This is a genomic window from Devosia equisanguinis (assembly GCF_900631955.1).
In the GTDB taxonomy this organism is placed as follows: Bacteria; Pseudomonadota; Alphaproteobacteria; order Rhizobiales; family Devosiaceae; genus Devosia; species Devosia equisanguinis.
On record NZ_UZWD01000004.1, the window covers coordinates 219,113 to 245,839 of the forward strand.

Genomic DNA, 26,727 nt, shown 5'->3' on the forward strand with positions numbered 1-26,727 from the left:
GGCCACCCGCTGGTCAAACCTGCCGGGCGAGGATGTCTGCGACCGGCGACTGTTGCCGTACAGCGTCAAACCCGTTAGGGCTCGGGCCAGCAAGCCCCGGATGAGCCATGACCATCACCGCCACTATTGAATCCCTTGGCCACAAGGGCGAGGGCATCGCCCTTGTCGATGGCAAGCGTGTGTTCGTGCCCCTCACCCTGCCGGGCGAAACGATCGAGCTGAGCTTTGAGGGGGATCGCGGCAGGGCTGAAGCGATCGCCGCGCCATCCCGCCATCGTGCCACCCCGTTCTGTGCGCATTTCGGCGTCTGCGGAGGCTGCCAGTTGCAGCATCTGGATGCGCCCAGCTATGCCGCATTCAAGACCGGGCTGGTGGAAAACGCCTTGCGCCAGGCAGGCATCGACCAGTCGGTCGAAGGCTTTGTACTGGCTCATGGCGCCGGTCGGCGCCGCGCCACGCTGCACGCCCGCCGCGACGGCGCCGGCTATATGCGACTGCGCAGCCACGATCTTCTCGATCTCGATCAATGTCCGATCCTCGTGCCTGCCCTGGCGCGTGCGCCCGATATCGCGCGCGCTCTGGGCGCGGCCCTTGGCGATTGCGACATCAGTTTCACCGCCACAAATGCGGGGATCGATGTCGGCATCCGCAAGGCCGCCAAGTCAGTGCGGGTGGAAAAGCTCGTGCCCCTGGCCAATAGTCTCGGCGTTGCTCGGCTGGCGCTGGAGGGCGACATGGTGCTGCTGCGCCAATCGCCAACCATCACCATGGGGCGCGCCGAGGTGGATCTGCCTATTGGCTCGTTCCTGCAAGCCACGGCTGCCGCCGAAGAGGTGCTCGCCGATTATGTGGTCGCCGCGGTAGGCAAGGTGAAAAGCGTCGCCGACCTCTTTTGCGGGATCGGGCCGTTCGCGCTGCGCCTGGCAGAGAAGTCAGCTGTCTATGCTGCCGACAGCGACAAGCCCGCCACCCAGGCGCTGGAAAAGGCCGTGCGTTTTACCAAGGGCCTCAAGACCATCACCACCAAGCCCCGCGACCTCTTCCGCGATCCCTTGACGCGCTTCGAGCTCGATTTCGACTGCGTGGTGCTCGATCCGCCCCGCGCTGGGGCCGATGCCCAGGTCCGCGAGATCGTCGCCTCCAAGCTGGGTCATGTGGTGATGATTGCCTGCGACCCGGCCAGCTTTGCGCGCGATGCCGCAACCTTGCTCAAAGGTGGCTTTTCCATGTCCAACCTGGTCGCCGTGGACCAGTTTGCCTGGTCCAGTCACATCGAAATCGCCGCCACCTTCCGGCGCTCTAGAAAAACGTGATCGCCCAAACGGCGAGAAGAATTTCTTGAACTGATGGCTATTTAGGTCCGATTTCGGCGTTTACATGGACCCCGAGGCCGCCCGGTTGCAGGCAAAAACTGCAACCGATCCGATGCTCGCCACGTTTTCTCTGCATAACCAACATCACCAATTCCGGCACGTGGTTCGGCCACGTCGCCTTCATCTTTGTCTGCGGAGAAATCCATGTTCAAATCCTTCGTCGCCACCTCCATCGCTCTTGCAGCACTTGCTGTTCCGGCCATGGCCCAGTCTGCAGCCAATCCCGATGGTGTCTGGAAGGACCAGTGGGGGACCACCTTTACCTTCAAGACCTGCGGTGATGGCACCCAGCTCTGCGGTACGCTGAACGACGTTCAGGGCAATTCGCGTACGCCTGAGAACTTGGCTTTCGTCAACTCGCAGGTCGTGACCGCTGCCCAGACCGCGGATAATAAGTGGGAAGGCCAGATCGCCATGGGCGGTGGTACTGCCAAGGCCATAGTCGAGCAGGTTGACGCCAATACGCTGACCATTACCGGTTGCCGTGCGGCCATCCTCTGCCAGACGCTGACTTATGAGCGCGTCTCCTAAACGAGGCGTCGGTTAAAAAGAAAAGCCCCGGTTCTGCCGGGGCTTTTTGTTTGGCGGGGTCAGCAGACCGTGGCGACCCGCTCCTTGATTACGGCGAGTACGTCGTTGCCGTCCCGCTTCCACCAATTGTCTTGGCTGAAGATTTCGACCTCCTGCGGGCCGAAGAAGCCGGCACTTTCGATCATGGCGCGAATGCCGGGCAGGTCGATGACGCCATCGCCCATCATGCCGCGATCGAGCAGCATGTCCTTGGTCGGAACCAGCCAGTCGCAGATGTGATGGGCGAAGATGCGCTTCATCCGTCCAGCCCTGGCAATGGCATTGGCGAGGTTCGGGTCCCACCAGGCGTGATAGACATCAATGGCGACGCCAACGGTTTCGCCCAGTATTTCGCAAATATCGAGCGCCTGATCGATGGTGTTCACGCAGGCGCGGTCCGCCGCATACATTGGGTGTAGCGGCTCGATGGCGATTTTCACGCCCGAGGCCCTGGCATGCGGCAGCATGGCAGCGATCCCGTCCGTTACCATCTGGCGGGCGCCGCCGATATCGCGGCTGCCTTGCGGCAGCCCGCCAACCACCAGCACCAGGCAATCGGCATTAAGCGCTGCCGCCTCGTCGATGGCGCGCAGATTGTCCTCGATATTGGCCTGGCGACCTTCGGCCGTTGCCGCCGGAAACATACCGCCACGGCAGACGCCCGTGACCTGCAACTTGTTCTCGCGCACGATACGGGCGGCTTCATCCAGGCCGATGGCGGCAATCTGGTCGCGCCAGGGCGAGATAGCGGTGATTCCAGCGCGCAGGCATCCATCCACTGCTTCGGCAAAGCCCCATTGCTGGCGGGTCGTGGCGAGATTGAGGGAGATACCGCGCGTCGTCATGATGCCACTCCATGCACGGCCAACACAGCCTTCATCCGTGCCGTTGCAAGTTCAGGGTCAGCCAGCACCCGTGCCTTGTCGGCGAGGCGGAACAGCTCCGCCAGATGCTGCAATGAGCGCGTCGAATGCTGCCCGCCAATCATGGCAAAGTGGTCCTGCAAGCCATTGAGATAGGCAAGGAACACCACGCCCGTCTTGTAGAACCGCGTTGGCGCCGCAAAGATATGGCGGCTGAGCGGTACGGTCGGTTCGAGGATATCGAAAAACGCTTTGGTGTCGCCACGTCCAAGGGCAGAGAGGCCTGCAGAGGCGGCGGGGGCGATGGCGTCGAAAATCCCCAGCAGGGCGTGAGAATAGCCCTGTTCGTCCCCGGCAATCAGTTCGGCATAGTTGAAGTCGTCGCCGGTATACATTTTGACCGCTACAGGCAGGCGGCGGCGCATAGCGATTTCCTTCTCGGCAGAGAGCAGGGAAATCTTGATGCCATCGACCTTGTCGGCATTGGCAGCGATGACCTCGAGGCAGGTATCCATCGCCTTGTCGTGGTCCATATTGCCCCAATAGCCCTGCAGGGCGGGATCGAACATTTCACCCAACCAATGCATGATCACAGGCTGCTTTACCTGGCTCAGCACATGGCCATAGACGCGGGCATAGTCGTCCGGAGATTTCGCCGCCGCCGCCAGAGCGCGGCTGGCCATCAGGATGACGCGGCCACCCTGCGCTTCAACGAAACCGACCTGTTCTTCATAGGCTTTGATGATGTCGTCGATGGTGACATCGGGCCCGGGCATGAGGTGATCGGTACCGGCGCCATAGGCGATGAGGCTGTCATCGCGGGTCCGCGCTTCGGCCTGCGAACGGCGGATCAGCTCTTGGGCTTCAGTCCATGTCAGCCCCATGCCGCGCTGCGCGGTATCCATAGCCTCGGCGACGCCCAGGCCCAGATCCCACATGCGATGGCGGAATTTCAGCGTCGTGTCCCAGTCGATGACCGGGGTCAGCCAGGGATCGTTCAATGCCAGCGGATCGGCCACGACATGGGCCGCCGAATAGGCAATGCGGGGAAAGTCGCTGGCCTTGACCTTGACGAAGGGAATGGGGTCGCCAGTCAGCGTATAGGGCGTTATCGAGCGATCGGCATTTGGTAGATTGATGGTAGTCATGAATACCCCTCATCCGCCCTTCGGGCACCTTCTCCCGCAAGGGGAGAAGGCAAGCGTCGAGGGCGAGGTTTGTCTCGGTGCCCCCTCTCCCCTCGCGGGAGAGGGTGGATCGGCCAAAGGCCGAGACGGGTGAGGGGGCTTACTCCGTCAGCGACTTAGAATTCCAGCTTCGGCACATCCAGCCAGCGGCGTTCTGCCCAACTCTTCAAACCAAGTTCGGCGAGCTGGACACCCTTGGCACCGGCTTCAAGGCCATATTCCCAAGGCGCGTCCTCGGCGACGTGACGCAGGAACATTTCCCACTGGGCCTTGAAGCCGTTATCGGCGGGCCAGTTGTCCGGCACTTCTTCCCAATCGTTGAAGAAGTTCATGGTCTGCGGCTGGTCGGGATTCCAGACCGGCTTGGGCGTGTTCACCCGATGCTGGGTCCAGCATTTGTGGAGGCCAGCAACCGCCGAGCCATGAGTGCCATCGACGTGGAAGGTGACCAGATCGTCGCGGCGGACGCGGGTGGTCCAGCTGGAATTGATCTGGGCAATCACCCCGCCTTCAAGTTCGAAGGTGGCATAGGCGGCGTCATCGGTGTCGCAGTCGAACACATTGCCCTTCTCGTCGAGGCGCTGCGGAATATGGGTGGCGCCGAGGCAGGAGACAGCTTTCACCTCGCCGAAGAGATTGTCCATCACGTAACGCCAGTGGCAGAGCATATCGAGAATGATGCCGCCGCCATCGTTCTTGCGATAATTCCAGCTTGGGCGTTGCGCCTTCTGCCAGTCGCCCTCGAACACCCAATAGCCGAACTCGCCCCGCACCGACAAAATCTTGCCGAAGAAACCGCTGTCGCGCAGCATTTTGAGCTTCATCAGGCCGGGCAGGAACAGCTTGTCCTGCACCACGCCATGCTTGAGCCCGGAGGCGCGGGCGGTTTTGGCGAGATTGACGGCGACGTCGAGATCGTCCGAGGTCGGCTTTTCGCAATAGACATTCTTGCCGGCGGCCAAGGCCCGCTCCAGCAGGCCGGCACGCATCAGCGTGGTCCCGGCGTCGAAGAAGATGGTGTCATCGGGATTTGCGAGCGCCGCATCGAGATCGGTGCCCCAGCGCGCAATATTGTGCTTCTTGGCGAGGGCTTCGATCTTGTCGCGGTCGCGGCCGACAATGATCGGATCGACCACGAGCTGGTCGCCATTTTTCAGCGCAATGCCGCCCTGGTCGCGGATCGCCAGGATCGAGCGCACCAGATGCTGGTTGTAGCCCATGCGTCCGGTGACGCCATGCATGATGATGCCAATGCGCTGCTCGGCCATTTTACCCTCCCTAGACATGCAGTCTGTGTAACTGATTAGTTACTTCACTACAGGAAGCGGACACGCAGCGTCAAGTCGGTGCGGTTCGACCTTGGTCTGAATATCTGCTGAAGCTTTGCACGCGTGGGGGAGGCGGGCCGTCATATGCGTAACAGCGCGCCTGTGCGCATCGTCACTATGTGGTTACATCAGAGCTTGACAGCTTGATCTCACAGCCGCAAGCTTTGGTGCGGCCATCTGCGGTCTCTGCCGGGGAACGGCGCCTTTACCGGACAGATGAGCGCTGTTACTGGCTTGTCGTCCTCAATTCTCACCAGCCGACGGTAAACCGACGTGTCCGAGCCCATCTCATCCGCATTGGCGCCGGCGTCGAAATCCAAAGCCGAGCCGGCCAAGCGTCCTCGCAATTCCGCCAAGACCAAGGCTTCAATCCTGGCGGCGGCACGGGTGGAGTTTGCCGATCGCGGCTTCGAAGGGGCGCGGGTGGACGCCATTGCCGAACGGGCCGGCGCCAACAAGCGGCTGCTCTACCACTATTTCGGCAACAAGGAAGATCTTTACCGGGCGGTGCTGCTCGACGCCTATCAGGAGATCCGCAAGGGCGAGCGGGCGCTGTCCCTCGATCAATACGACCCCGTCCAGGCGATGGACCGGCTGGTGCGATTCACCTTCCGGCATTTTCTCGCCAATCCATGGTTTCCGCGCCTGCTCGGCACCGAAAACATCGAGAACGCACGCTTCCTCAAAACCTTGCCCGACATCAAGGCGCTGCATTCCCCGCTGGTTGGGCAGATTGCGGCCATTCTCGATCGTGGGGTAGAAACGGGGGTGTTCCGGCGCGATGTCGACCCGGTGCAACTCTACATTTCTGTGGCCGCGCTGGGGTTTTTCTACGTTTCCAACACCGCCACTTTGTCGGTGATCTTCGAGCGCGATCTCTCCAGCGTCGGCATGGTGCAGGAGCGCGAAGCCCATGCTGTGCAGATGGTGCTGGATTTCTTGCGCACCAAGCCGGTCCCCTGAACGACCGTATCAGGCCGAGCGGGCCAGTTCCTTCTTCTGTCGCCGACGGATGACCGAGGAGGGAATGTTCATGCCCTCGCGATATTTGGCGACGGTCCGACGCGCCACGTCGATCCCCTGCTCCTTGCGCAAGATTTCGGCGATGGTGTCGTCCGAGAGGATGTCCGTCGCCGCTTCTGCATCGATCAACTGCCTAATGCGGTGGCGAACGGCTTCGGCCGAATGCTCGCTGCCACCATCGCTCGAGGCAATGGCAGTGGTGAAGAAATACTTCATTTCGTAGAGACCGCGTGGGGTCGCCATGTATTTTTGCGCGGTGACGCGAGAGACGGTAGACTCGTGCATCTCGATGGCTTCGGCCACCATCTTCAGCGTCATCGGCTTGAGATGGGCGACCCCATGGGTCAAAAAGCCGTCCTGCTGCCGGACGATCTCGGCGGCGACCTTGGTGATGGTCTGGGCGCGCTGGTCGAGGCTTTTGGTCAACCAATTTGCGGTCGCCAGGCAATCTGAGAGGAAGGTCTTTTCGGCGCTGTCCCGCGTCTTCTTGGTAACGGTGGCGTAGTAGACCCGGTTCACCAGAACGCGTGGAAGAATGTCGCTATTGAGCTCCACCTGCCAGCCGCCATCCGGGCCCGGCCGCACGAACACGTCGGGCACGATCGCCTCGATCGGGGCGCTGTCGAAGGCCAGACCTGGCTTGGGGTCGAGCTGGCGGATTTCGCCCAGCATGTCGGCCAGATCTTCGCGGTCGCAGCCTACGGCTTTGAGCAAAGCCGGCATATTGTGGTCGGCGAGCAGTGTGAGATTGTCGAGCAGGCGCTGCATCATCGGGTCCAGTCGATCGCGCTCACGCAATTGGATCGCGAGGCATTCGGGCACGCTGCGCGCAAAGATGCCGAGCGGATCGCAGCTTTGCAGCACCCCCAGCACCGCCTCCACATCTTCGACCTCGGCACCAAGCAGATCCGCCACCGCCTGCAACTCGACACTGAGGTAACCGGCCTCGTTGAGCCCGTCGATCAGATGCAGAGCGATCAGCCTGTCCGCCGGATTGCGCAGCAGCATATGGGCCTGGGCCTCGAGATGGTCGGAAAGCCGCGGCCGCGAGGCGACGAACTGATCGATATCGGGCGCCTCGCCGCCCTCGAAACTGCCATTGCGGTCGGGGCTGCTGCCCTGGCTCAGTTCCTGCGGCGCCTGGTCGGGAAAGACGTTCTCGACCGCGGTGTCATAACCTTCGGCGATCTGGTCGGCGCTTTTGATCCGGTCGCCTTGCGCCACGGTGTCTTCATAGGCACTGAGTTCGGTGGCGCGCTCGGCCGGTTCGGTGGGCTCGGCATCATCGGCGCCGCCTCCCTCGTCGCGCTCAAGCAGCGGATTGCGCAGAAGCTCGGCATCAACGAAGTCGTTGAGCTCGAGATGGCTGAGCTGCAGCAGCCGGATCGACTGCATCAACTGTGGTGTCAATGTCAGCGACTGGGACTGGCGGAACTCCAGCCGTGGCGAAAGCGCCATACGTCAACCGTCTCTGTCTAGAATGCAAATCCCGGCCCCAAGGCCGCTTCCCGCCGGCACCATGACTCAAATCGTTGCACGGAGCAAGTTTCGTGCCAGTCTCTTGGCCGACGCTAAATGGAAAAACTGTCGCCCAGATAGACCCGGCGGGCTTCGGGGTCGGCGGTGATGGTCTCGGGGCGTCCCTGGATCATCACCTTGCCGCCATGGATCAGATAGGCCCGCTCGACGAGCCCAAGCGTTTCGCGCACGGCGTGGTCGGTGATCAAAACGCCGATGCCGCGCTGGGTGAGCTGGCGCACCAGGCCCTTGACCTCGGCGACCGCGATGGGGTCGACGCCGGCAAACGGTTCGTCGAGGAGCATGAAAACCGGATCGGCGGCGAGCGCCCGGGCGATCTCGACGCGCCTGCGCTCACCGCCGGACAGCGCCAGAGCATTGGACTTGGCCAGATGGGTGATGGAAAACTCTTCGAGCAGCGCCTCAAGGCGTCTTTTGCGCTCGGCTCGGCCGCGCACATGGTTTTCCAGAACGGCCATGATATTGCCGGTAACTGTCAGCCCACGAAAGATCGAGGGTTCCTGCGGCAGATAACCGATCCCCAATTGCCCGCGCTGGAACAGCGGCAGACGGGTGATGTCATTGCCATCGAGCAGGATTTTTCCGGCATCGGGTTTGACCAGGCCCATGATCATGGTGAAGACCGTGGTCTTGCCCGCGCCATTGGGGCCCAGCAGGCCCACGGCTTCGCCGCGCCGCACCGCCAGCGAGACATCGCGCACCACGGCACGCTTGCCAAAGCTCTTGGCCAGGCTATGGGCGACCAGCCAGCCGGTCTGGTCGATGCGGGGACGGGCGCTGCTATCGGTCATTGCGAGGTGAAAACGCCCGTGACGCGACCACCGCCGCCGCTGGTGAATGTCGACACACTGGTGGCCAGATTGACCACCAGTTCATTGGCGCTGACCGTGCCGCCTGAATTGGTGACCTTCACATTGCCGGTCAGGCGCAGCAATTGATCGCCAGGCGTGAACACGGCGCGTTCGCCGGTAGCATCCTGATCGCTGGTCTTCAGCCGGACATTGCCGCTGGCCTCGAAACTTTCGATATCATTGGTGCCGCCCGCGCCATAGGTGGCCACCACATTGGGCGCCCACACGGTCACCGTGGGGTGCTTGACCACCACATTGCCGGCAAAAACCGCCTTGCGGCTGGCTTCATCGACCGTAAAGGTGTCGGCGTCAATTTCGACCTGCTGCTGGGCCAGCACCGGCTGGACCAGGCCGGCAAGGACGATAAGCGCAGGCAAGAAGCGCATCATGGCGGTCAGTCTCCGGAATCGAGGGTGAGTGTCACAATGGCTCGAGAAAAAGTCCAGCTTGCGGCATGGGCATCGTAGACCATGCCCTCCGCCCTCACTTTTGTGCCATCGGCGTAATTGATCTCAACTGGACCGCGCGTCGTCAGCAGACGTGCCGGCCAGTCAAAGACAGAGTCGCGCAGCGTTCCCATGGTGCCGGTGGAATCGGAGATCTCGACGATACCCGACACCAAAACCTGCTGCTGGGTCACGTCCAGTTCGGCCCGTGGCGCTTCGGCCTGCATCTGCACGCCGTCGATGCGGTTCAGCACCACGGACGCTTCGGCAAGATCGATGATGTCGGCGTGATCCATCGAGGCGCGAGCGGAGATCGCCGAGACGCGATAATTGCTGCCGTCATCCATGACCCCGGCATATTCGGGTGCTTCCACCATCACCGCCTCAGGCGTGATGCTGATCTGTCCGATGCCGAAGCGGCTGCCCAGGCTCGAAATCACGATCTGGGCGGCCAGGACCACCAGGATCAATGCACCCAGGATCGGCACGCCGATGCGCAGGATCGAGACCAGTCGGTTTCGCCGCTCGAGGCGACGAAACAGCATCTGACGGTCTTCGATCCCGCGACTGGCGGCCATGCGCATCTATCCGCGTCAGCTATGGGCGAAGATGTCGGTCTCTTCCCAGCCCATCAGGTCGAGTGCGCACCGCGTCTTGAGGAAGTCGAAGCAGGACTGAGCCAGAGCCGTACGGCCTTCACGCTCCAGCATGCGGTCGAGATGGCGCTTCAGGTCGTGCAGGTAGAGCACGTCAGAGGCCGCATATTCGAGCTGGGCGTCGGAAAGCTTGTCACCACCCCAGTCGGAGCTCTGTTGCTGCTTGGAAAGGTCAACATTGAGCAGTTCGCGCACCAGCTCCTTCAGCCCATGACGGTCGGTATAGGTGCGCACCAGCTTCGAAGCGATCTTGGTGCAATAGACCGGGCCGGTGACGACACCGAAGCGGTTCTGCAGCACGGCGACGTCGAAACGCGCATAGTGGAAGATTTTGGTGACGCCGGGATCGGACAGAAGTTTGACGAGGTTGGGCGCCTCGGTCGCGTCCTGGGGGATCTGGACCACATCGGCGCTGCCATCGCCGGGCGACAGCTGCACTACGCAGAGCCGGTCGCGGTGCGGATTGAGGCCCATGGTTTCAGTGTCGATCGCAACGGAGCGGCCGTAATTGGAAAGGTTTGGCAGGTCGCCGCGATGCACTCGGATGGCCATGGTCTTTGATCCCATTGTTTTGTTGGCATTCCTCTTGGCACAGAGCGATGGCCAAGAAAAGGCATGGGCGCGCGGCAGCAAAGAATTGGCGTCAATCCTCCTTGGGGCGATATAAAGCTTTCTTTATGTGCCCATTGATTTCCGCCCCTGTTCCTGCGACAAGCAGGGCTGAAAGTGTGGAGAGAGCTGTCTCCACACGCGCACTCCCGCGTGCGCCCTCGCCACTAGCAAAGAGGTTTAACGTGGCCCGTTCGTCTTATCTCTTCACCTCGGAATCCGTTTCCGAGGGCCATCCCGACAAGGTCTGCGACCGGATTTCCGACGAAATCGTCGATCTGGTGTTCAAGGAAGCCAAGAAGGCAGGCATGGACCCGGCCAGCGTTCGCATCGCCTGCGAGACACTGGCCACAACCAATCGCGTCGTCATTGCCGGTGAAGTGCGCGTGCCCGACACGCTGCTCAAAAGGGGCAAGGATGGCAAAGTGCTGCACGACGCCGCTGGGGCGCCGCTGGTCAATCCTTCAAAATTCAAGTCCGCCGCGCGCAAGGCCATTCGGGCCATTGGCTATGAGCAGCCTGGCTTCCATTGGAAGACCTGCCGTATCGATGTGCTGCTGCACGGCCAGTCGGCTGATATTGCCCAGGGCGTCGATGCAAGCGGCGACAAGGATGTCGGCGCTGGCGACCAGGGCATCATGTTCGGCTATGCCAGCCGCGAAACGCCCGAACTTCTGCCTGCGCCAATCTACTACGCCCACAAGATTCTCGAAACGCTGACCGAAGCCCGCAAGTCTGGCACCGGACCCGCTGCCGTGCTTGGCCCCGATGCCAAGAGCCAGGTGACGGTGAAGTACCAGGACGGCCAGCCGGTCGGCGTGACCCAGATCGTGCTGTCGACCCAGCATTTGGACGAGACGCTGACTTCGGCCGATGTTCGTCGCATTGTCGAGCCCTATATCCGCCAGGCACTGCCGGATGGCTGGATCAGCGACGAGACCGTGTGGCACATCAATCCCACTGGCAAGTTCGTTGTCGGCGGACCTGACGGTGACGCCGGCCTTACCGGCCGCAAGATCATCGTCGACACCTATGGTGGCGCGGCCCCCCATGGCGGCGGCGCCTTTTCGGGCAAGGATCCCACCAAGGTGGACCGCTCGGCCGCCTATGCCGCACGCTATCTGGCCAAGAATGTCGTCGCCGCCGGCCTCGCCGATCGCGCCACGATCCAGCTTTCCTACGCAATCGGCGTCGCCAAGCCGCTGTCGATCTATGTCGACCTGCACGGCACCGGCAAGGTCGACGAGGCCAAGCTCGAAACCGCTCTGGCCGAAGTGATGGACCTGACCCCACGCGGCATCCGCACCCATCTCGACCTCAACAAGCCCATCTATGCCAAGACTTCCGCCTATGGCCATTTCGGCCGCAAGGCCGGCCGCGATGGCAGCTTCTCCTGGGAGAAGACCGATCTGGTCAAGGCGCTGAAAGAGGCAGTGCGGTAGTTCGCGCGCCGGAATTTAGTATTGAGGCGCCACTTCGCCTTTGCCGCGATCCTCACCCTCGGGCTTGACCCGAGGGTGCTTCGTTTTTATGGGCCTCTTTAGCAGCCTTGGGGTCAAGCCAGAGGGGCAGGCGTGGTGGTAGGGCGAGAAATGGCCATTCAACAGCGGACAGGCGCATGAGCGATCACGAACTTCCCAAAACCCGCGATGGCGAACCGCGTGCCTTTTTCGGGCGGCGGTCCGGAAAGACCCTGCATGGCGGGCAAAAGGCCCTTGTGGACGACCTGTTGCCACAGGTTGAGCTGCCACTGGCCGACCATATCGATCCAAAAGAGCTGTTTCCCGATGCGAAGCGCATGGTCGTCGAAATCGGCTATGGCGGCGGCGAGCATCTGGCGCGCAAGGCAGCCGAAGAGCCGGAAACCGGTTTTATCGGCTGTGAAGTCTTCACTGGCGGCATCGGCAAGATGGTGCAGGCGATCGCGGCACGCGCGCTGGATAATGTGCGGCTCTTTACCGACGATGCGCTCAAGCTGCTGATGGTCATGCCCACCGCCTCGGTCGACGCGGTCTATCTGCTTTATCCCGATCCTTGGCCCAAGACGCGCCACCACAAGCGCCGCTTCGTTTCACCGGTCACCCTGGCCGAGCTGGCGCGGGTTATTCGCCCCGGTGGCAGCTTTCACTTCGCGACCGATATCGAAGACTATGCCGACTGGACGCTCGCCCATATCGTGCGTTCGCCCGATTTTGAGTTTTTGCCCGATGCGCCGGGTTCCTGGCATAAGCCCTATCCGGGCTGGCAGCCGACCCGATATGAGCAGAAGGCGCGCCGTGAAGGCCGCATGATCAGCTTTTACTTTTCGTTCACCCGGCGCCAACCCTGAGGGCAGAACAGCACGTTTCTTGACCGCCGGGGCTGGATGTCGGCGCAAATGACACCATATCGGGGTCTTACAAGCCCAGGATAGCGTCATGTCCACCCAATTGCCGATCGACTCCCAGACCAATGAGATGCTGGAGGTGCGGCCGGGAAAGTGGACGCTGGTGGTGATTTCCGAACTGCGCGATGGGTCTCGGCGCTTCAATGAACTGCGCCGCGCCCTGGGCGGGATTTCGCAGAAATCGCTGACCACAACGCTGCGAGACCTGGAGCGGGATGGCTATATCTCGCGCAGCGCTTTCGCCACCATACCGCCGCGCGTCGATTACGCGCTGACCGCTCTGGGCGAGGAATTGCTGGAACTGGCCGATGGCTGGCGCCGCTTTGCTTTGCGCAACCGCGCCCATGTGGTGGCGGCCCGTATCCGTTTCGACGGGCTGGGAACCAGCGTTTCTATCCACGTAGAAGAAGAATAGGGCGGTCTGCGTCAGCAGCCCACCCAATCACAACAAGGCTACGGGCGCCGCCCTGGGGCGGCGCCGTGCTCGGCCGGCACTAGAGGCTGACAGGGGACAGCGTGTCGGTGCTGTAGAACTGCATGACCAAACGGCCTTCAGGCGTGACGACGAAGGCGCGAACCAGATCGCCCCATTCTTCGGCTGCGGTGGCATTGATGCCCTGTTCCTGCAGGCGTGCCAGAGCCAGATCGGAGTCGAAGCTGTCGGCAAAGGCCGGTGCAGCAGCGCCGACGAGCAGAGCGGCAGTGGTGAGGGCTATGACGCTGTTCTTGAACATGATGTGTTCCTTTCTGTTGAACGCACCAGAGATGTGAGCCGCCAAGATCACCCACAAGACGCTGAAAACTTGTTTTTGCCCCTTGAAAGCCGGTCCTCACGCCCGAGGGTTTGCCTAAGGAAATCAAGGGCTTTGATGGAAACCTGGTTTCTCCGTGGAAACTGCGTATCGCCCCTGATACTGGGTCCAGCCCGGCAGTTGGGCGGGGTGCGGGTGGGCTCCGCTCTTGCCTTTTGAACGCTTTGCATCTATATGAGGCGCACATCGTTGCTCTCATTCGAGAGTGGTGCCCTGACCGGCCCCGCTCTTTTTGTTTATCCGGACCCTCATGGCTTTCGATATCGCCGAAAAGCGCTACATCAAGGAAACCGGGCTCGAAGCCCGCATCGCTCGCATTGTCGAGCCGGTGGCCAATGATCTGGGCTTTGCGCTGGTGCGGGTGAAAATCACCCCTGAAAACGGCTGCACGCTGCAGATCATGGCCGAAGATGAGCATGGCCGTTTCAACATTACCGACTGCGAGACCCTGTCCAAGGACCTCTCCCCGGTTCTGGACGTGGAAGACCCGATCGATCGCGAATACCACCTGGAAGTCTCTTCTCCGGGCATTGATCGTCCTCTGGTGCGCAAGCGCGACTATGAGCGCTTCCTGGGCCATGAGGCCAAGGTCGAGCTGCTCGACATGATCAATGGTCGCAAGCGTTTCCGTGGCGATATCCATGCCGTCGATGACGAGGGCGTCACCATTCGCCTGCCCGACGCGCCCGGCGGCACTGATCCCGACCACAAGCTGGCCTTCTCGACCATTGCCGAGGCCAAGCTGGTAATGACCGACAAGCTCATGGATCAGGCGCGCGCCGACCAGGAGCTGCACCCCATCGACGACGACGAGACCGAGACGGTCGAATATGCCGACGCCGACAATGACGATAACCTCCCCGAGGAGACCAAATAATGGCCGTTAGCGCGAACCGCCTTGAGCTGTTGCAGATTGCTGATGCTGTTGCCCGCGAAAAGTCGATCGAACGCATGGTCGTGATCGAGGCCATGCAGGACGCCATGGAAAAGGCCGCCAAGGGCCGCTATGGCGCCGAGACCGAGATCAAGGTGGAGATCAATCCGCGCTCTGGCGAAACCCGCATGTGGCGCCTGCTCGAGATCGTCGACTCCGTCGAAGAACCCTCCCGCCAAGTCAGCCTCAAGCTGGCCCAGGTCAAGAACCCTACCGCCAAGGTTGGTGACTTCCTCACCGAGCCGCTGCCGCCGATGGAATTCGGTCGCATCGCCGCCCAGTCGGCCAAGCAGGTGATCGTGCAGAAGGTGCGCGATGCCGAGCGCGACCGCATGTTCGAGGAATATACCAGCCGCGTCGGCGAGATCGTCAATGGCACGGTCAAGCGCGTCGAATATGGCAATGTCATCGTCGACCTCGGCCGTGGCGAAGCCATTATCCGCCGCGACGAGCTGATCCCGCGCGAAATGTTCCGCTACGGCGATCGCGTGCGCGCCTATATCTATGACGTGCGCCGCGAACAGCGCGGTCCGCAGATTTTCCTCTCACGCACGCATCCGCAGTTCATGGCAAAGTTGTTCATGCAGGAAGTGCCCGAGATCTATGATGGCGTGATCACCATCCGCTCCATCGCCCGCGATCCCGGCTCCCGGGCCAAGATTGCCGTGACATCGAACGATTCTTCGATCGACCCGGTCGGCGCCTGCGTTGGTATGCGCGGCTCTCGCGTTCAGGCGGTGGTTGCCGAATTGCAGGGCGAAAAGATCGACATCATTCCCTGGACCGATACCATTGCCGACCTCGTGGTCTCGGCGCTGCAGCCGGCCGATGTCGCCAAGGTGGTGCTCGACGAACAGGCCGAGCGCATCGAAGTCGTGGTTCCCGACGAGCAGCTCTCGCTCGCCATCGGTCGCCGCGGTCAGAATGTGCGACTTGCTTCGCAGCTGATCGGCTGGGATATCGACATCCTGACCGAGCAGGAAGAAAGCGAACGCCGCCAGAAGGAATTCACCGAGCGCTCGACCCTGTTCATGGAAGCACTCGACGTCGACGAGATGGTGGCCCAGTTGCTCGCCTCCGAGGGTTTCTCCTCGGTCGAGGAACTGGCCTATATCGAACCGGGTGAGATTGCCTCCATCGATGGCTTTGACGAAGAGACCGCCGGCGAAATTCAGAACCGCGCGGCTGAATACCTGGCCGAGATCGATCGCAAGTTCGACGAAGAGCGCAAGGCGCTGGGCGTCGAGGACGAACTCTACGAAATCGCCGGCCTCAATGCCGCCATGCTGGTGGCACTGGGCAAGGACGAGGTGAAGTCGGTTGAAGATTTCGCCGGTTGCGCCGCCGATGACCTGGTGGGCTGGACTGAACGCAAGGATGGCGAAACCAAGCGCTACGAAGGGACCTTCAAGGACTTCCCCATCTCCCGCGAAGAAGCCGAGGACATGATCATGCAGGCCCGCATCCGGGCTGGCTGGATCAGTGCCGAGGATCTTCCGGCCGAAGACGATGTGGTCGAAACCGAGGAGGAGGCGGTCTAAGGACCGCCTTCCTTTGGGGCACCCGGCCTTGGCCCGGCGCGTGGACATGGTAAGGACTTGCGCTCTCACCCGGCAGGAAAAGCCTGTCGAGGATCTCGTGCGCTTTGTCGTCAGTCCGGACGAGACTATCGTTCCGGATGTGGATGCGCGCGCCGAAGGGCGCGGCGTCTGGATCAGCCTCAGCGAGGCTGCCGTGGCAGAAGCCGTCAAGAAGAAGGCTTTTGCGCGCAGCCTCAAGGCGCAGGTGAGCGTGCCCGAGGATCTGGCTGCGCTCACCCGGCTCCGGCTCGAGCAGCGCCTGCTTTCGGCGCTCTCGATGGCCAAGAAGGCCGGGCAATTCGTCTCCGGCGGCTCCAAGGTCAAGAGCGCCATCGAGACCAATCAGGTGCTGGCGCTGCTGACCGCCACCGACGCGGCCGAAGATGGTCGCAACAAGATGACCGGCTCCTTGCGGGCCCTCAACTATGCGCGGCGCGAAATGGGGCTTTCCGGCCCCGATGTGCCGCATTTCGAATTGCTCTCAAGTGCGCAAATGGGTTTGGCACTTGGGCTGGAAAATGTGATACATGCTGCCCTCATGACAGGGGCGGCAGCCCAATCGGCACTGGACAAGGCCATAAGGCTGGCCCGATACAGCGCCCAACCGATGGAAAATGACACCGACCGCGTCGCGGTAGACGGTGTGCTTTTGTCCGCGGAACACGACGAAAGACGATAGGACGATATGGCTGATAACGACGACAAGCGTTCCGACGATACCGGCGCCAAGAAGACGCTGACCCTCAAGGGCGGCCCCGCGCTGGGCAATCGTCCTGGCGGCATGTCTCGTGGACCTTCCCGCTCGACCGTGGTGGTCGAGAAGCGCACCCGTGTGGTGCCCAAGCCGGCCGGACAGGCCAGCCCGACCAATTCGCGACCAGGCGGGTCGTCCAGCCAGGGCACGCGCCCGGGCCAGGGCGGTCGTCCCGGCCAGGGTCGGCCCATGCAGCAGCAGAACCGTGCACCTCTGGGCCTGAGTGCTGCCGAGGCCGAGGCGCGACGCCAGGCATTGGCGCTTGCCGGCGCTCGCCAGGCAGAGGACAGCCAGCGTTTCGCCGCTGAAGAGGCGCGCCGCATCGAAGACGACAACCGTCGCCGCCAGGTGCGCGAGGAAGCCGCTCGTCAGGAAGAAGAACGTCGCCAAGCCGAAGAGGCGCGCCGCGCCGAGGAAGCAGTGGTGGCCAGCGCACCCGCGCCAACGCCCGAGCCAGAGCCGCAGGATGCCGCGCCGCGTACACCATTCGTACCCGCCAGCCAGCGTAATCCCGGCCCCTCCAGCGTGCGCACGGTTTCCGGTCGCCCGGGTCAGTCGGCTCGCCCGCAGCGTCCCGAACGTCCGACCGACAACCGTCGTCCGGAAGGCGATCGCGGCGCTGCCGGGGCTCGCCCGACTGGCGAACGTCGCCCCGCCGGCACAGCTGGTGCCCGCCCGGCAGGTGCAGCAGGTCGTCCCACCGGTGACCGTCGTCCTAGTGGCGCCGGCATGGCGCCGATCGGCAATGTGCCGCCCGCTCCGCCGAGCGAGGCAGATGGCCGTCGTACTCGCACCGGTGCGCCGCAGCAGCGTCCGACCACCGCGGCAGAGCTCGAAAATGCCCGCCGCGCCAGCCGTGCGCAGCCCGAGCGCCCGACGCGCCGCGCCGATGATGGCTCCGAACGCGGTCGCCTGACCGTTTCCAGCGCCACCACCGAGAACGATCGTGATCGTGGTCCCTCGCTGGCGGCCATGCGTCGTCGCCGCGACAAGAAGATGGGTCGTAACCAGCAGGATGCGCCCAAGCTCAGCCGCGAAGTCATCATCCCGGAAGTGATCACCGTCGCCGAACTGGCCAATCGTATGGCCGAGCGTTCCGTGACCGTGATCAAGATGCTGATGCAGCAGGGCCAGATGGCCACGATCAACGATGTGCTCGACGCCGATACCGCCGAGCTCATCGCCACCGAGCTGGGTCACACCGTCAAGCGCGTGTCGGAAGCCGACGTCGAAGAAGGTCTCTACGACATCCCGGCCGACGACAAGGCCGAGGATCTGACCGATCGTGCGCCGGTTGTGACCATTATGGGTCACGTCGACCACGGCAAGACCAGCCTGCTTGATGCGATCCGCAATGCCAATGTGGTCTCCGGCGAAGCCGGCGGCATCACCCAGCATATCGGCGCTTATCAGGTCGAAAAGAATGGTGCCAAGATCACCTTCCTCGACACCCCCGGCCACGAGGCGTTCACCGCCATGCGTGCCCGTGGTGCCCAGGCGACCGACATCGCCATCCTCGTGGTGGCATCGGACGACAGCGTGATGCCGCAGACCATCGAGTCCATCAAGCATGCCAAGGCTGCTGGTGTGCCGATCATCGTGGCCATCACCAAGATGGACAAGCCTTCTGCCGATCCGCAGAAGGTGCGCACCGAACTGCTGCAGCATGAAGTGTTCGTGGAAACCATGGGCGGCGACGTGCTCGACGTGGAAGTCTCCGCCAAGACTGGCGAAGGCCTCGACAAGCTGCTCGAAACCATCCTGCTGCAGGCCGAAGTTCTCGAGCTCAAGGTGGCCCGCGATGGCCGTGCCGAGGGTCTGGTGATCGAAGCCAAGCTCGATCGCGGTCGTGGTGCTGTGGCAACGGTTCTGGTGCAGCGTGGCACGCTCAAGATCGGTGATATCGTTGTCGCCGGCACCGAGTTTGCCCGTGTGCGCGCGCTGATCAACGATCAGGGCGAGCAGGTCAAGGAAGCCGGCCCGTCTGTTCCGGTCGAGGTTCTCGGCTTCAACGGCGTTCCGAGCGCGGGCGACCGCTTCTCGGTGGTCGAGACCGATGCCCGTGCCCGCGAAGTGACCGAATATCGTCAGCGCGCCATCCGCGAAAAGACGGCCGGCGGCGGTGCCACCAGTCTCGAGCAGATGATGAACCAGCTCAAGATCGCCGGGATTTCCAAGTTCCCGCTGATCATCAAGGGCGACGTGCAGGGTTCTGTCGAAGCCATCGTAGCCAGCCTCAACAAGCTCTCGACCGACGAAGTGTCGGCTCAGATCCTGTTCTCTGGCGTTGGCGGTATCACCGAATCCGACGTGACCCTGGCTTCGGCATCCAACGCCATCGTCATCGGCTTCAACGTCCGTGCCAACAAGCAGGCCAACGACCTCGCCACCCGCGACGGTATCGAAATCCGCTACTACAACATCATCTACGACCTCGTGGATGACGTGAAGAGCGCGATGAGCGGTCTGCTCAAGCCAGAACGTCGCGAGACCTTCATCGGTTACGCAACCATCAAGGAAGTCTTCCAGATCACCAAGGTCGGCAAGGTTGCCGGTTGTCAAGTCACCGAAGGCATTGTGGAACGCGGTGCAGGCGTGCGCCTGCTGCGCGACAACGTCGTCATCCACGAAGGCAAGCTCAAGACGCTCAAGCGCTTCAAGGATGAAGTCAAGGAAGTCCAGGTCGGTCAGGAATGCGGCATGGCCTTCGAAAACTACGAAGACATTCGCGCTGGTGACCAGATCGAATGCTTCCGCGTCGAGACGGTGCAGCGCACGCTCTGATCGAGCGGCCTCAACGATACGCCTTTTGAAAGGGTGCGGCTGGTCCGCACCCTTTCTGTTTTGGCCCCATTGGCGCCCTCATCTGCGGTTTCTGTGTTGGCCGCATCGGCAGGGCTCTGCTAATCATCCCTCCGAAAACGATACCATCCGCGTTCTGGAGGACCCGACTTGGCCGCCATTGACCTCTCCGCTGCTCCCTTCAATCTCGACGAGACGGCCATTGCCTGGGTCAACCAGACCCGCGACGCCCTGTCGGCGCGCGACAAGCTGGCTCAGCTCTTCGTGCTGCTGTCCCGCGCCGCGCCGAACGAAGCGCTGGATGAGTTGCGCAGCTTCAAGCCGGGCGGCATCACGCGCATTTATTCCGGCGACCTCGCCGCCGAGATTGAGCTGATGGGGCAGATCGACCAGGTCGGTCCGGCACCGATGCTGGTCAGTGCCGATCTCGAAGGCAGCCGCATGAGCCTGCCTTTCGGCACGGAAGTGCCCAACCCGCTGGGCCTTGCGGCCATCGACGACGTCGAAACCACCACCGCCATCGCTACCATCATGGCCGAAGAAGCCCGCGCGGTCGGCCTCAACTGGAGCTTCACGCCGGTCATCGACATCAACAAGGCCTGGCGCAGCGCCATTGTCGGCACCCGCTCCTATGGCAGCGATGTCGATACGATCGAACTCCATGCCCTGGCCCAGATCGCCGCTTTCCAGAAAAACGGCGTTGCTGCCACGGTCAAGCACTGGCCGGGCGAAGGTTTTGACGATCGCGACCAGCATCTGGTTACCACGGTCAATCCGCTGACGCTGTCGGAATGGGAAGCGAGTTTCGGCCGGCTTTATCGTTCAGCCATCAAGGCTGGGGTGCTCAGTGTCATGTCCGCTCACATCGCCTTCCCGGCCTTTGTGAGCGAGCTCGACCCCGAGGCCGGCGCCGAGGCCTTCCGCCCCGCCTCGCTGAGCCGGGTGCTGAACCAGACGCTGCTGCGGGAGAGGCTGGGCTTTAACGGCCTCATCGTCTCCGATGCCACGCCCATGGCGGGCTTGGGGGATTGGGGGCCGCGCGACCAGACCTTGCCCGAAGTGGTCATTTCCGGCTGCGACATCATCTTGTTTTCCGATGACCCCAATGCGGATCTGATGCGGCTGGTGAAGGCCGTCGCCGATGGCCGGTTGAGCCAGGAACGGGTCGATGAAGCGGTGACCCGCGTGCTGGCGCTCAAGGCCGCATTGGGTCTGCACCGCGAAGATCGCGCTCAACCCAATCTCGATGGCGCCCGTGGCGTGCTTGCCAGCCCGGAAAACCTGCGCGTGGCACGCGAGGCAGCCGCCCGCGTTCCCACCCTGGTCAAGGACACAGCAGGCAATCTGCCGCTGTCCCCGGCTCGCCACAAGCGTGTCCTGGTGTTCTCGACCGGCGCCGTTCAGCCATTCGCCCCAAAACCCTTGCCACTGTCGCTACCGGAAAAGCTGCGCCAGGCTGGCTTTGAGGTCACCGAATTTTCGTCCGATGTGTCGGCGGACGCGAGGGATTACGATCTCGTCCTCTATCTGCTCGCCGAAGAGACGCTCCTGACGCGCAGCCGCATCTTCCTTGACTGGAAGGGGCTGACCGGCAGCGTGTTCGGCGCCATGCATCGCTATTGGCACGAAGTGCCAACTGTGATGGTGTCGCTGGGCTACCCCTATTACCTCTACGACGCGCCACGGGTCGCCACCTATGTCAACGCCTATGGCTCAAACGAGGACATGCAGTCCGCAGTGCTCGCGGCTCTGCTCGGGCGGGCAGAGTTCGTCGGCAAGAGCCCTGTCGATGCCTTTTGCGGCAGCGACCAGGCGCGCTACTGATCTGTTTTAAGGACAGACCGGCTCACCGGCCTCCACAGTGAACTGGCGGGGGCCGACCCAGCCCTCGGCCTGCTTCTGCGGCGCATCGACGATCCTGAGCGCGAGCGTGCAGCCTTCGGCCTCGGCTTCGTAGTTGTCGGTGTCGACAAAGCGCACGGCGTCTACCGGTCGCGCAATACCGAAAATCTCGACGGCTGTGCTCAGCACGGCTTCGAGCTCCGCCTGGCGCTGATATTGCGGCGCCAGCGCGGCGAGAGCCGGAGCGCTCAGGGCCAGGACCAGGCCGAGCGCGATGGGGATGGATTTCGTCATTATGGCTTCCCATATGTGGTTGAGACAAAGCAGGCGGTCGAGGGAACTTTCCACCTCTTGCCGCAATTGCAGCCTAGGTTAGTTTCGACCACTAAATCCATGCGAGGAAATCACGCAGATGATTCGCCGCCAAGCTCTTCTTCTCGGTGTCGCCGCATTTCTGGCTCCGCTGGTGCCCGCTCTGGCGCTCGATCGCGCGCTGACCCCGCAGGAGCAGCAATTGATCTCCGAGATCAATGCCCATAATTCCGCCATTCGCACCATGGCCGGGCGCTTCCTGCAGATCGACACCAATGGCGGTCGCACCGAAGGCACATTCTTTCTGGAGCGCCCCGACAAGGTGGCCTTTCGCTACGCGCCGCCCAGTCGCGAGGAAATCGTCTCACAGGGCCGTGGCTTCTACGTGCTCAATCGGCGCGACGAAACCTATTACGCCTACCCGCAGGACACTATTCCGTTGCGCCAGTTCCTGGGCAGCGAAATCAATCTGCTCAATGCCAATGTGGTCAATGTCACCACCTCGGACGGCTATATCAGCATCACCGTGATCGACCAGACCGTGGCCGGCACCGTTCAGGTGTCATTGGTCTTCGATGTCGATACCAAGGAATTGGCGCAGTGGAGCCTGGTGGAGCCAAGCGGCTCGGAGCTGACCTTCTCGCTCTATGATGTGCAGCAGGGCATGGATATTCCCCGCGCCTTCTTCTCCATCCCCGCCACCTATAAGGGACTTGATCCCTCGACCCGCTGAGCGGGAAGAAGCGGTGAGAAACGACAAAACCCCCGAGCCAGGCTCGGGGGTTTTGGTGTTTTCGGCGCCACCGCAGGCACCGGACAATCAGTCGAATTCTTCGTTGGGATAGACGCCCCAGAGCTCTTCCTGGCGCACATAACCGGAAAAGGCCTGGCGTTCACCGGGCTGACCTGCCGCCACCGAACACCACTGCCCGTCGCATTCGTGGATGGTGACCTTGACCCCAGGCGCCAAACGCGCGCGGACCGGGCCGTCATCGGCGCGATTGGTGTGCATGGTCACTTCGCCATTGGCCATCAGCGGAGTGGCGTAGCCAGTGCGGGTGCCGATCAGCAGGTTCTGGTGCACCCAGCCCTCATCGCCCTCAACGTCTCGAATCTTTCGCCAGGTGTCGAATTCCTGGATGATTTCCACCGGTACGCCCGAAACCACAAAATTCCAGGCGATGTCATATTTGGTGCCGGGGCCGACGCGCACATTGATCGGGCTCGAGCGGGTGGACACGAAGCGGGGCAAGGGCAAGCCGCTGGCGCCCTCGGTCTGGGCATAAGCCGCAGCCGGAAGCTGCAGCGCAGCGGATGTGCTCAGGGCCAGAACGAGAAAAAAAAGCGCTACGGCGCGGCCTGGAAGGGCGGGCAGGACGAACATCACTTTGCAGACGGTAAAGATTTGCCCTATCAGTAGCGCATGATCCTTAATGGTCGCTGAAGGATCGGCTTCGTGCCGGCCCCGGCCAGCTCCATCGGTGCCCATGACATCCAGCAAACCCAAAATCCTGGTCACGCGGCGGCTACCCCAAAGCATCGAAGCCCGAATGGCAACCCTGTTCGAGACCGACGTCAACGAGGGCGATGCCACCCTGACCGGCGAAGACATTCTCGATGGCCTCGCCGGCAAGGACGTTCTGGTCTCCACCATCACCGACCGCATCGATGCGGCCCTGATCGCCCGCTTGCCCAAGAGCGTGCGGCTCATCGCCCAGTTCGGCAATGGCGTCGATAATATCGATCTTGAAGCGGCCTGGGCCGCCGGTGTCACCGTTACCAATACGCCCAGCGTGCTCACCGAAGACACCGCCGACATGGCCATGGCGCTGATGCTGGCTTTGCCCCGCCGGCTGGTGGAAGGCACGCAGATGCTGCTGCGCGATCGTGCCTGGGCCGGTTGGTCGCCGACCTCGATGCTCGGGCATCGTCTGCGCGGCAAGGCGTTGGGGATCGTCGGCATGGGCCGGATTGGCACTGCCGTGGCCCAACGAGCGCGCGCCTTCGGGCTCGCCATTCACTACTATTCGCGCAATCGCCGCCCGCCTGGGGTCGAAGAGCCGCTGGGTGCCACCTATTGGCATGATCTCGACGCCATGTTGGAGGCGGTCGACATCGTCTCCCTGCATACGCCGCTGACCCGCGACACCCAGAACATTCTCTCCGCCGCACGGCTCAACCGCCTCAAATCCAGCGCCTATGTGGTCAATGTCAGCCGCCCCGAGCTGGTGGACGAACCGGCGCTGATCGCGGGTATCGAAACCGGTCGCCTGGCTGGCGCCGCGCTCGATGTGTTCGAGAACAAGCCCGGTATTAATCCGCGTCTTCTTGCCCTTGCCGAGGCCAATAAGGTCGTGCTCACCGCTCACATGGCATCAGCCACGATGGAAGCGCGCATCGAAATGGGCGAGGTAGTGATCGTCAACATCCGGACCTTCATGGACGGGCATCAGCCGCCCCACCGCATTCTGCCGGAAACGCCACTGCCGCGTGCCCTGCGCGCCTAACTGTTGCAGTAATTCCGCAAGTGAAATGGCTTCGCCGGCTGCGACATCTGTTTTCCTTGCATGGCTGGCCCATCCCTCCTAATCGTCGGCCAAGGCTGGAATCGTGGGGGCGAAGCATCCGGTCTCATTGTTGCGGCACGGCGAGCGCCGCGGTCCGGTTCGAGGAGAGCCCCTTGTTGCGTTTGAACGTTCTGCCCCTGATTGTCCTGCTCGGTCTGGTGACGCCGGCCGCGACGTTTGCCGCCGAAGGCGATGCGGCGCCGATCAGCGAGGCAAACGGCCATCTGGTGCTCGAAGCGCTGGGCCATCAACTCGCTTTGCCCATGCCCGATTGGGTCGACCCGGCCTGGCGCGAGCGGGACGGCCTCTCGGCGTTGATCGATACCAATTACGTGACGCTTGATGGCCAAGCCGCCGTCAGCCTCTATCCCAAGGGCGAGGGCGAAGGTTTCTGGACCAAGCGCTATGGCGCCCGTATTCTCGACGATGCCTCGACAGCGCTCGTCGACTATCGCGATGCTGCCATTGATGCCTTCGCCACCACCTGCAAGCCAGGCCTGACTGGCTTCTTCCAGCTCGAGCCAGATGGAGCCGACCACTTGCCGCCGCTTGGCTTCGTCTGTGGCGGTTTCCTGGACGCATTGCCCGGCTATCGCGGCAAGGGCGAAGTCATGGTCATGGGCTTCCTCAAATCACCGAACGGGCTGGGTGTGGTGTTCCAGGAATGGCAGGGAACTGCCTTCGATCCCGCTGATCCCACCAGCTGGCCGGTGGACGTACAGACCGTCGAAGCCCGCGTTGCCCAGTTCAAGACCGATGCCAGTCTCGCGGTCGTGGATTGACGGCGGCCCGGCAAGGCCCTAAGCCGCTGGCCCATGAAAAGAGATAACCCATCCACCGGCCCCAGCCAGCGTATGCTGCGCGTGGGGGAACTGGTCCGCCATGCATTGGCGGCGTTGTTCGCTCGCGGCGAAATCGAGGACGACGCCCTGCGCGGCACGGTCCTGACCGTCCCTGAAGTGCGCATGACGCCCGATCTCAAGCTCGCCAATGCCTATGTAATGCCGCTGGGCGGCAGCCATGCTGATGAAATCGTGGCGGCGCTCAACCGTCACCGCAAATTCATCCGGGGTCGTATTGCCCCGCAAATCGACCTCAAATATGCGCCCGAATTCCGCTTCTTCGTCGATGAGACGTTCGAGGAGGCTGGCCGTATCGATGCCCTGCTGCGCTCGGATCGCGTCAAGCGCGACCTCGATGAAGACGAGAACGGCGAAGACTGACAGTGACGCAGCCCAGATCCAAAAAGCGCCCCATCTCCGGGTGGGTGGTGCTGTCAAAGCCCTATGACATGACCTCCACCCAGGCGGTGGGCAAGGTCCGCTGGCTGTTTTCCGCTGCCAAGGCAGGCCATGCCGGTACACTCGACCCGCTGGCCACCGGCATCCTCCCCATCGCTCTCGGTGAGGCTACCAAGGCCGTGCCGCAGGTGCAGGATGGTACAAAAATCTACCGCTTCGCCATTCAATGGGGCAGCGCCACCAGCACCGACGATGCCGAAGGCGAGGTGATCGCCACTTCCGACCACCGCCCTGAGCAGGCCGACCTGGAAGCGGTGCTGCCGCGCTTTACCGGCACCATCATGCAGCGTCCTCCGGCGTTTTCGGCGATCAAGGTCGATGGCGAGCGTGCCTATGACCTGGCGCGCGCCGGTGAAATCGTCGAACTGGCTGAGCGGCCGATCGATATCGACGCCATCGCGCTCGTCTCCCACGATACGGTGCAGAGCATTCTCGAGGTGACCTGCGGCAAGGGCACCTATGTGCGAGCACTGGCGCGCGATATCGCCGAAGCGCTTGGCACAAGGGGCCATGTCACCAGCCTCCATCGCGCTGCGGTGGGGCCATTTACCGACGCCATCGCCGTGACCATCGAACAATTGGCAGCGGCAGAAGCCGGTCTGGCGCGCGACGCGCTCCTTGCACCTGTCGCATCCGGTTTCGCCAATCTGCCAGAAATTCGGCTCGATCCCGTGCAGGCGACAGCCGTCGGCCATGGCAATGCGGTGCTGCTGACCGGCGCCGGCGCGCCACTGGCTCTCGATGATTGCTGGGCCAGCTTCAAGGGCAAGGTGGTTGCCACGGGGTCGGTGGCCTTCGGGCAATTCCACCCGCGCCGGGTCTTCAATCTCTAACCTTTCGGCACAGCATCGTCGTCAATAAAAACGGGGCCCGATTGGACCCCGATTTTTTGCTCCGGTCAGGTGACCAGGAAGATGATGATGATCAGCCAGATCGGCACGCCGAGAAGCCAGAGTGCAAGTCCTTTGAACATGGAATTCTCCTCTTTCTTA

27 protein-coding genes are annotated in these 26,727 nt (G+C 62.4%); 16 read left to right on the forward strand and 11 right to left on the reverse strand.

Annotated features, from left to right (window positions below; translation table 11 throughout):
- Nucleotides 1–107 precede the first annotated feature (107 nt).
- Nucleotides 108–1,313, forward strand: a complete 1,206-nt coding sequence (locus DEVEQU_RS01120) for a class I SAM-dependent RNA methyltransferase (protein WP_126148713.1) — start codon at nt 108–110, stop codon at nt 1,311–1,313.
- Nucleotides 1,314–1,517: 204 nt separating this feature from the next.
- Nucleotides 1,518–1,904: a DUF2147 domain-containing protein gene (locus DEVEQU_RS01125; RefSeq protein WP_126148714.1), complete on the forward strand. Its 387-nt coding sequence runs from the start codon at nt 1,518–1,520 to the stop codon at nt 1,902–1,904.
- Between the two features lie 59 nt (nt 1,905–1,963).
- Here the strand turns inward: DEVEQU_RS01125 and DEVEQU_RS01130 are convergent, their stop codons facing one another.
- From DEVEQU_RS01130 to DEVEQU_RS01140, 3 genes are all read right to left on the reverse strand, one after another.
- The gene (locus DEVEQU_RS01130) at nt 1,964–2,788 is read right to left on the reverse strand and encodes a sugar phosphate isomerase/epimerase family protein (protein ID WP_126148715.1); all 825 of its coding nucleotides are present in this window, start codon (nt 2,786–2,788) and stop codon (nt 1,964–1,966) included.
- On the reverse strand, nt 2,785–3,954 hold the full coding sequence (locus DEVEQU_RS01135) for a dihydrodipicolinate synthase family protein (RefSeq protein WP_126148716.1): 1,170 nt from the start codon (nt 3,952–3,954) through the stop codon (nt 2,785–2,787). The genes DEVEQU_RS01130 and DEVEQU_RS01135 overlap by 4 nt, the downstream gene beginning before the upstream one ends.
- Nucleotides 3,955–4,109: 155 nt before the next feature.
- A complete protein-coding gene (locus tag DEVEQU_RS01140; RefSeq protein ID WP_126148717.1) occupies nt 4,110–5,261 on the reverse strand; it encodes a Gfo/Idh/MocA family protein in 1,152 nt (383 codons plus the stop codon).
- Between the two features lie 333 nt (nt 5,262–5,594).
- Between DEVEQU_RS01140 and DEVEQU_RS01145 the strand changes: the two genes are divergently transcribed.
- Nucleotides 5,595–6,284 carry a TetR/AcrR family transcriptional regulator gene (locus DEVEQU_RS01145; RefSeq protein WP_126148718.1) on the forward strand — a complete coding sequence of 230 codons (690 nt, stop codon included), beginning with the start codon at nt 5,595–5,597 and terminating at the stop codon, nt 6,282–6,284.
- A gap of 9 nt (nt 6,285–6,293) precedes the next feature.
- Here the strand turns inward: DEVEQU_RS01145 and rpoN are convergent, their stop codons facing one another.
- The 5 genes from rpoN to DEVEQU_RS01170 form a co-directional block, all read right to left on the reverse strand.
- The gene (rpoN, locus tag DEVEQU_RS01150) at nt 6,294–7,802 is read right to left on the reverse strand and encodes an RNA polymerase factor sigma-54 (RefSeq protein WP_126148719.1); all 1,509 of its coding nucleotides are present in this window, start codon (nt 7,800–7,802) and stop codon (nt 6,294–6,296) included.
- A gap of 113 nt (nt 7,803–7,915) precedes the next feature.
- On the reverse strand, nt 7,916–8,722 hold the full coding sequence (lptB, locus tag DEVEQU_RS01155) for an LPS export ABC transporter ATP-binding protein (RefSeq protein WP_386849547.1): 807 nt from the start codon (nt 8,720–8,722) through the stop codon (nt 7,916–7,918).
- Complete coding sequence (locus tag DEVEQU_RS01160; RefSeq protein ID WP_126148721.1) at nt 8,671–9,123, reverse strand: LptA/OstA family protein; 453 nt, start codon at nt 9,121–9,123, stop codon at nt 8,671–8,673. Before DEVEQU_RS01160 ends, lptB begins: the two co-directional genes overlap by 52 nt.
- Nucleotides 9,124–9,128: 5 nt before the next feature.
- Complete coding sequence (locus tag DEVEQU_RS01165; protein WP_126148722.1) at nt 9,129–9,758, reverse strand: hypothetical protein; 630 nt, start codon at nt 9,756–9,758, stop codon at nt 9,129–9,131.
- A 15-nt stretch (nt 9,759–9,773) separates the two neighbouring features.
- Nucleotides 9,774–10,388, reverse strand: a complete 615-nt coding sequence (locus DEVEQU_RS01170; RefSeq protein WP_126148723.1) for a ribonuclease D — start codon at nt 10,386–10,388, stop codon at nt 9,774–9,776.
- A 242-nt stretch (nt 10,389–10,630) separates the two neighbouring features.
- On the opposite strand from DEVEQU_RS01170, the gene metK reads away from it, so the two are divergent.
- The 3 genes from metK to DEVEQU_RS01185 all read left to right on the forward strand — a co-directional run bounded on the left by metK (nt 10,631) and on the right by DEVEQU_RS01185 (nt 13,246).
- A complete protein-coding gene (gene metK / locus DEVEQU_RS01175) occupies nt 10,631–11,887 on the forward strand; it encodes a methionine adenosyltransferase (RefSeq protein WP_126148724.1) in 1,257 nt (418 codons plus the stop codon).
- Nucleotides 11,888–12,063: 176 nt separating this feature from the next.
- A complete protein-coding gene (gene trmB / locus DEVEQU_RS01180; RefSeq protein WP_126148725.1) occupies nt 12,064–12,774 on the forward strand; it encodes a tRNA (guanosine(46)-N7)-methyltransferase TrmB in 711 nt (236 codons plus the stop codon).
- 88 nt (nt 12,775–12,862) lie between these two features.
- Nucleotides 12,863–13,246, forward strand: a complete 384-nt coding sequence (locus tag DEVEQU_RS01185; RefSeq protein ID WP_126148726.1) for a winged helix-turn-helix transcriptional regulator — start codon at nt 12,863–12,865, stop codon at nt 13,244–13,246.
- Nucleotides 13,247–13,325: 79 nt separating this feature from the next.
- Here the strand turns inward: DEVEQU_RS01185 and DEVEQU_RS01190 are convergent, their stop codons facing one another.
- A complete protein-coding gene (locus DEVEQU_RS01190) occupies nt 13,326–13,565 on the reverse strand; it encodes a hypothetical protein (RefSeq protein ID WP_126148727.1) in 240 nt (79 codons plus the stop codon).
- A 328-nt stretch (nt 13,566–13,893) separates the two neighbouring features.
- On the opposite strand from DEVEQU_RS01190, the gene rimP reads away from it, so the two are divergent.
- From rimP to DEVEQU_RS01215, 5 genes are all read left to right on the forward strand, one after another.
- On the forward strand, nt 13,894–14,520 hold the full coding sequence (gene rimP / locus DEVEQU_RS01195) for a ribosome maturation factor RimP (RefSeq protein WP_126148728.1): 627 nt from the start codon (nt 13,894–13,896) through the stop codon (nt 14,518–14,520).
- On the forward strand, nt 14,520–16,118 hold the full coding sequence (gene nusA, locus DEVEQU_RS01200) for a transcription termination factor NusA (protein WP_126148729.1): 1,599 nt from the start codon (nt 14,520–14,522) through the stop codon (nt 16,116–16,118). Before rimP ends, nusA begins: the two co-directional genes overlap by 1 nt.
- Before the next feature lie 46 nt (nt 16,119–16,164).
- Entirely contained in the window at nt 16,165–16,836 is a 672-nt protein-coding gene (locus DEVEQU_RS01205; RefSeq protein WP_164550193.1) for an RNA-binding protein, read from the forward strand.
- Nucleotides 16,837–16,842: 6 nt separating this feature from the next.
- Nucleotides 16,843–19,695, forward strand: coding sequence for a translation initiation factor IF-2 (gene infB, locus DEVEQU_RS01210; RefSeq protein ID WP_126148731.1), 2,853 nt, complete (start codon nt 16,843–16,845; stop codon nt 19,693–19,695).
- A 168-nt stretch (nt 19,696–19,863) separates the two neighbouring features.
- On the forward strand, nt 19,864–21,537 hold the full coding sequence (locus tag DEVEQU_RS01215) for a glycoside hydrolase family 3 protein (RefSeq protein ID WP_126148732.1): 1,674 nt from the start codon (nt 19,864–19,866) through the stop codon (nt 21,535–21,537).
- A 6-nt stretch (nt 21,538–21,543) separates the two neighbouring features.
- Here the strand turns inward: DEVEQU_RS01215 and DEVEQU_RS01220 are convergent, their stop codons facing one another.
- Nucleotides 21,544–21,849 (reverse strand): hypothetical protein, encoded by a 306-nt coding sequence (locus DEVEQU_RS01220; protein WP_126148733.1) that lies wholly within the window; start codon nt 21,847–21,849, stop codon nt 21,544–21,546.
- 118 nt (nt 21,850–21,967) lie between these two features.
- Here DEVEQU_RS01220 and DEVEQU_RS01225 point away from each other — a divergent pair, with 118 nt between their 5' ends.
- Nucleotides 21,968–22,600 (forward strand): LolA family protein, encoded by a 633-nt coding sequence (locus DEVEQU_RS01225; protein WP_126148734.1) that lies wholly within the window; start codon nt 21,968–21,970, stop codon nt 22,598–22,600.
- An 87-nt stretch (nt 22,601–22,687) separates the two neighbouring features.
- Here the strand turns inward: DEVEQU_RS01225 and DEVEQU_RS01230 are convergent, their stop codons facing one another.
- A complete protein-coding gene (locus DEVEQU_RS01230) occupies nt 22,688–23,386 on the reverse strand; it encodes an SH3 domain-containing protein (protein ID WP_223214063.1) in 699 nt (232 codons plus the stop codon).
- On the opposite strand from DEVEQU_RS01230, the gene DEVEQU_RS01235 reads away from it, so the two are divergent.
- The 4 genes from DEVEQU_RS01235 (at nt 23,355) to truB (ending at nt 26,568) form a co-directional block, all read left to right on the forward strand.
- Nucleotides 23,355–24,374, forward strand: a complete 1,020-nt coding sequence (locus DEVEQU_RS01235; protein WP_126148735.1) for a 2-hydroxyacid dehydrogenase — start codon at nt 23,355–23,357, stop codon at nt 24,372–24,374. The two genes, DEVEQU_RS01230 and DEVEQU_RS01235, sit on opposite strands and share 32 nt — an antisense overlap.
- 176 nt (nt 24,375–24,550) lie before the next feature.
- Nucleotides 24,551–25,216, forward strand: a complete 666-nt coding sequence (locus DEVEQU_RS01240) for a hypothetical protein (RefSeq protein WP_126148736.1) — start codon at nt 24,551–24,553, stop codon at nt 25,214–25,216.
- A 33-nt stretch (nt 25,217–25,249) separates the two neighbouring features.
- Nucleotides 25,250–25,657, forward strand: coding sequence for a 30S ribosome-binding factor RbfA (gene rbfA / locus DEVEQU_RS01245; protein WP_126148737.1), 408 nt, complete (start codon nt 25,250–25,252; stop codon nt 25,655–25,657).
- Between the two features lie 2 nt (nt 25,658–25,659).
- A complete protein-coding gene (truB, locus tag DEVEQU_RS01250; protein ID WP_126148738.1) occupies nt 25,660–26,568 on the forward strand; it encodes a tRNA pseudouridine(55) synthase TruB in 909 nt (302 codons plus the stop codon).
- Nucleotides 26,569–26,727 lie beyond the last annotated feature (159 nt).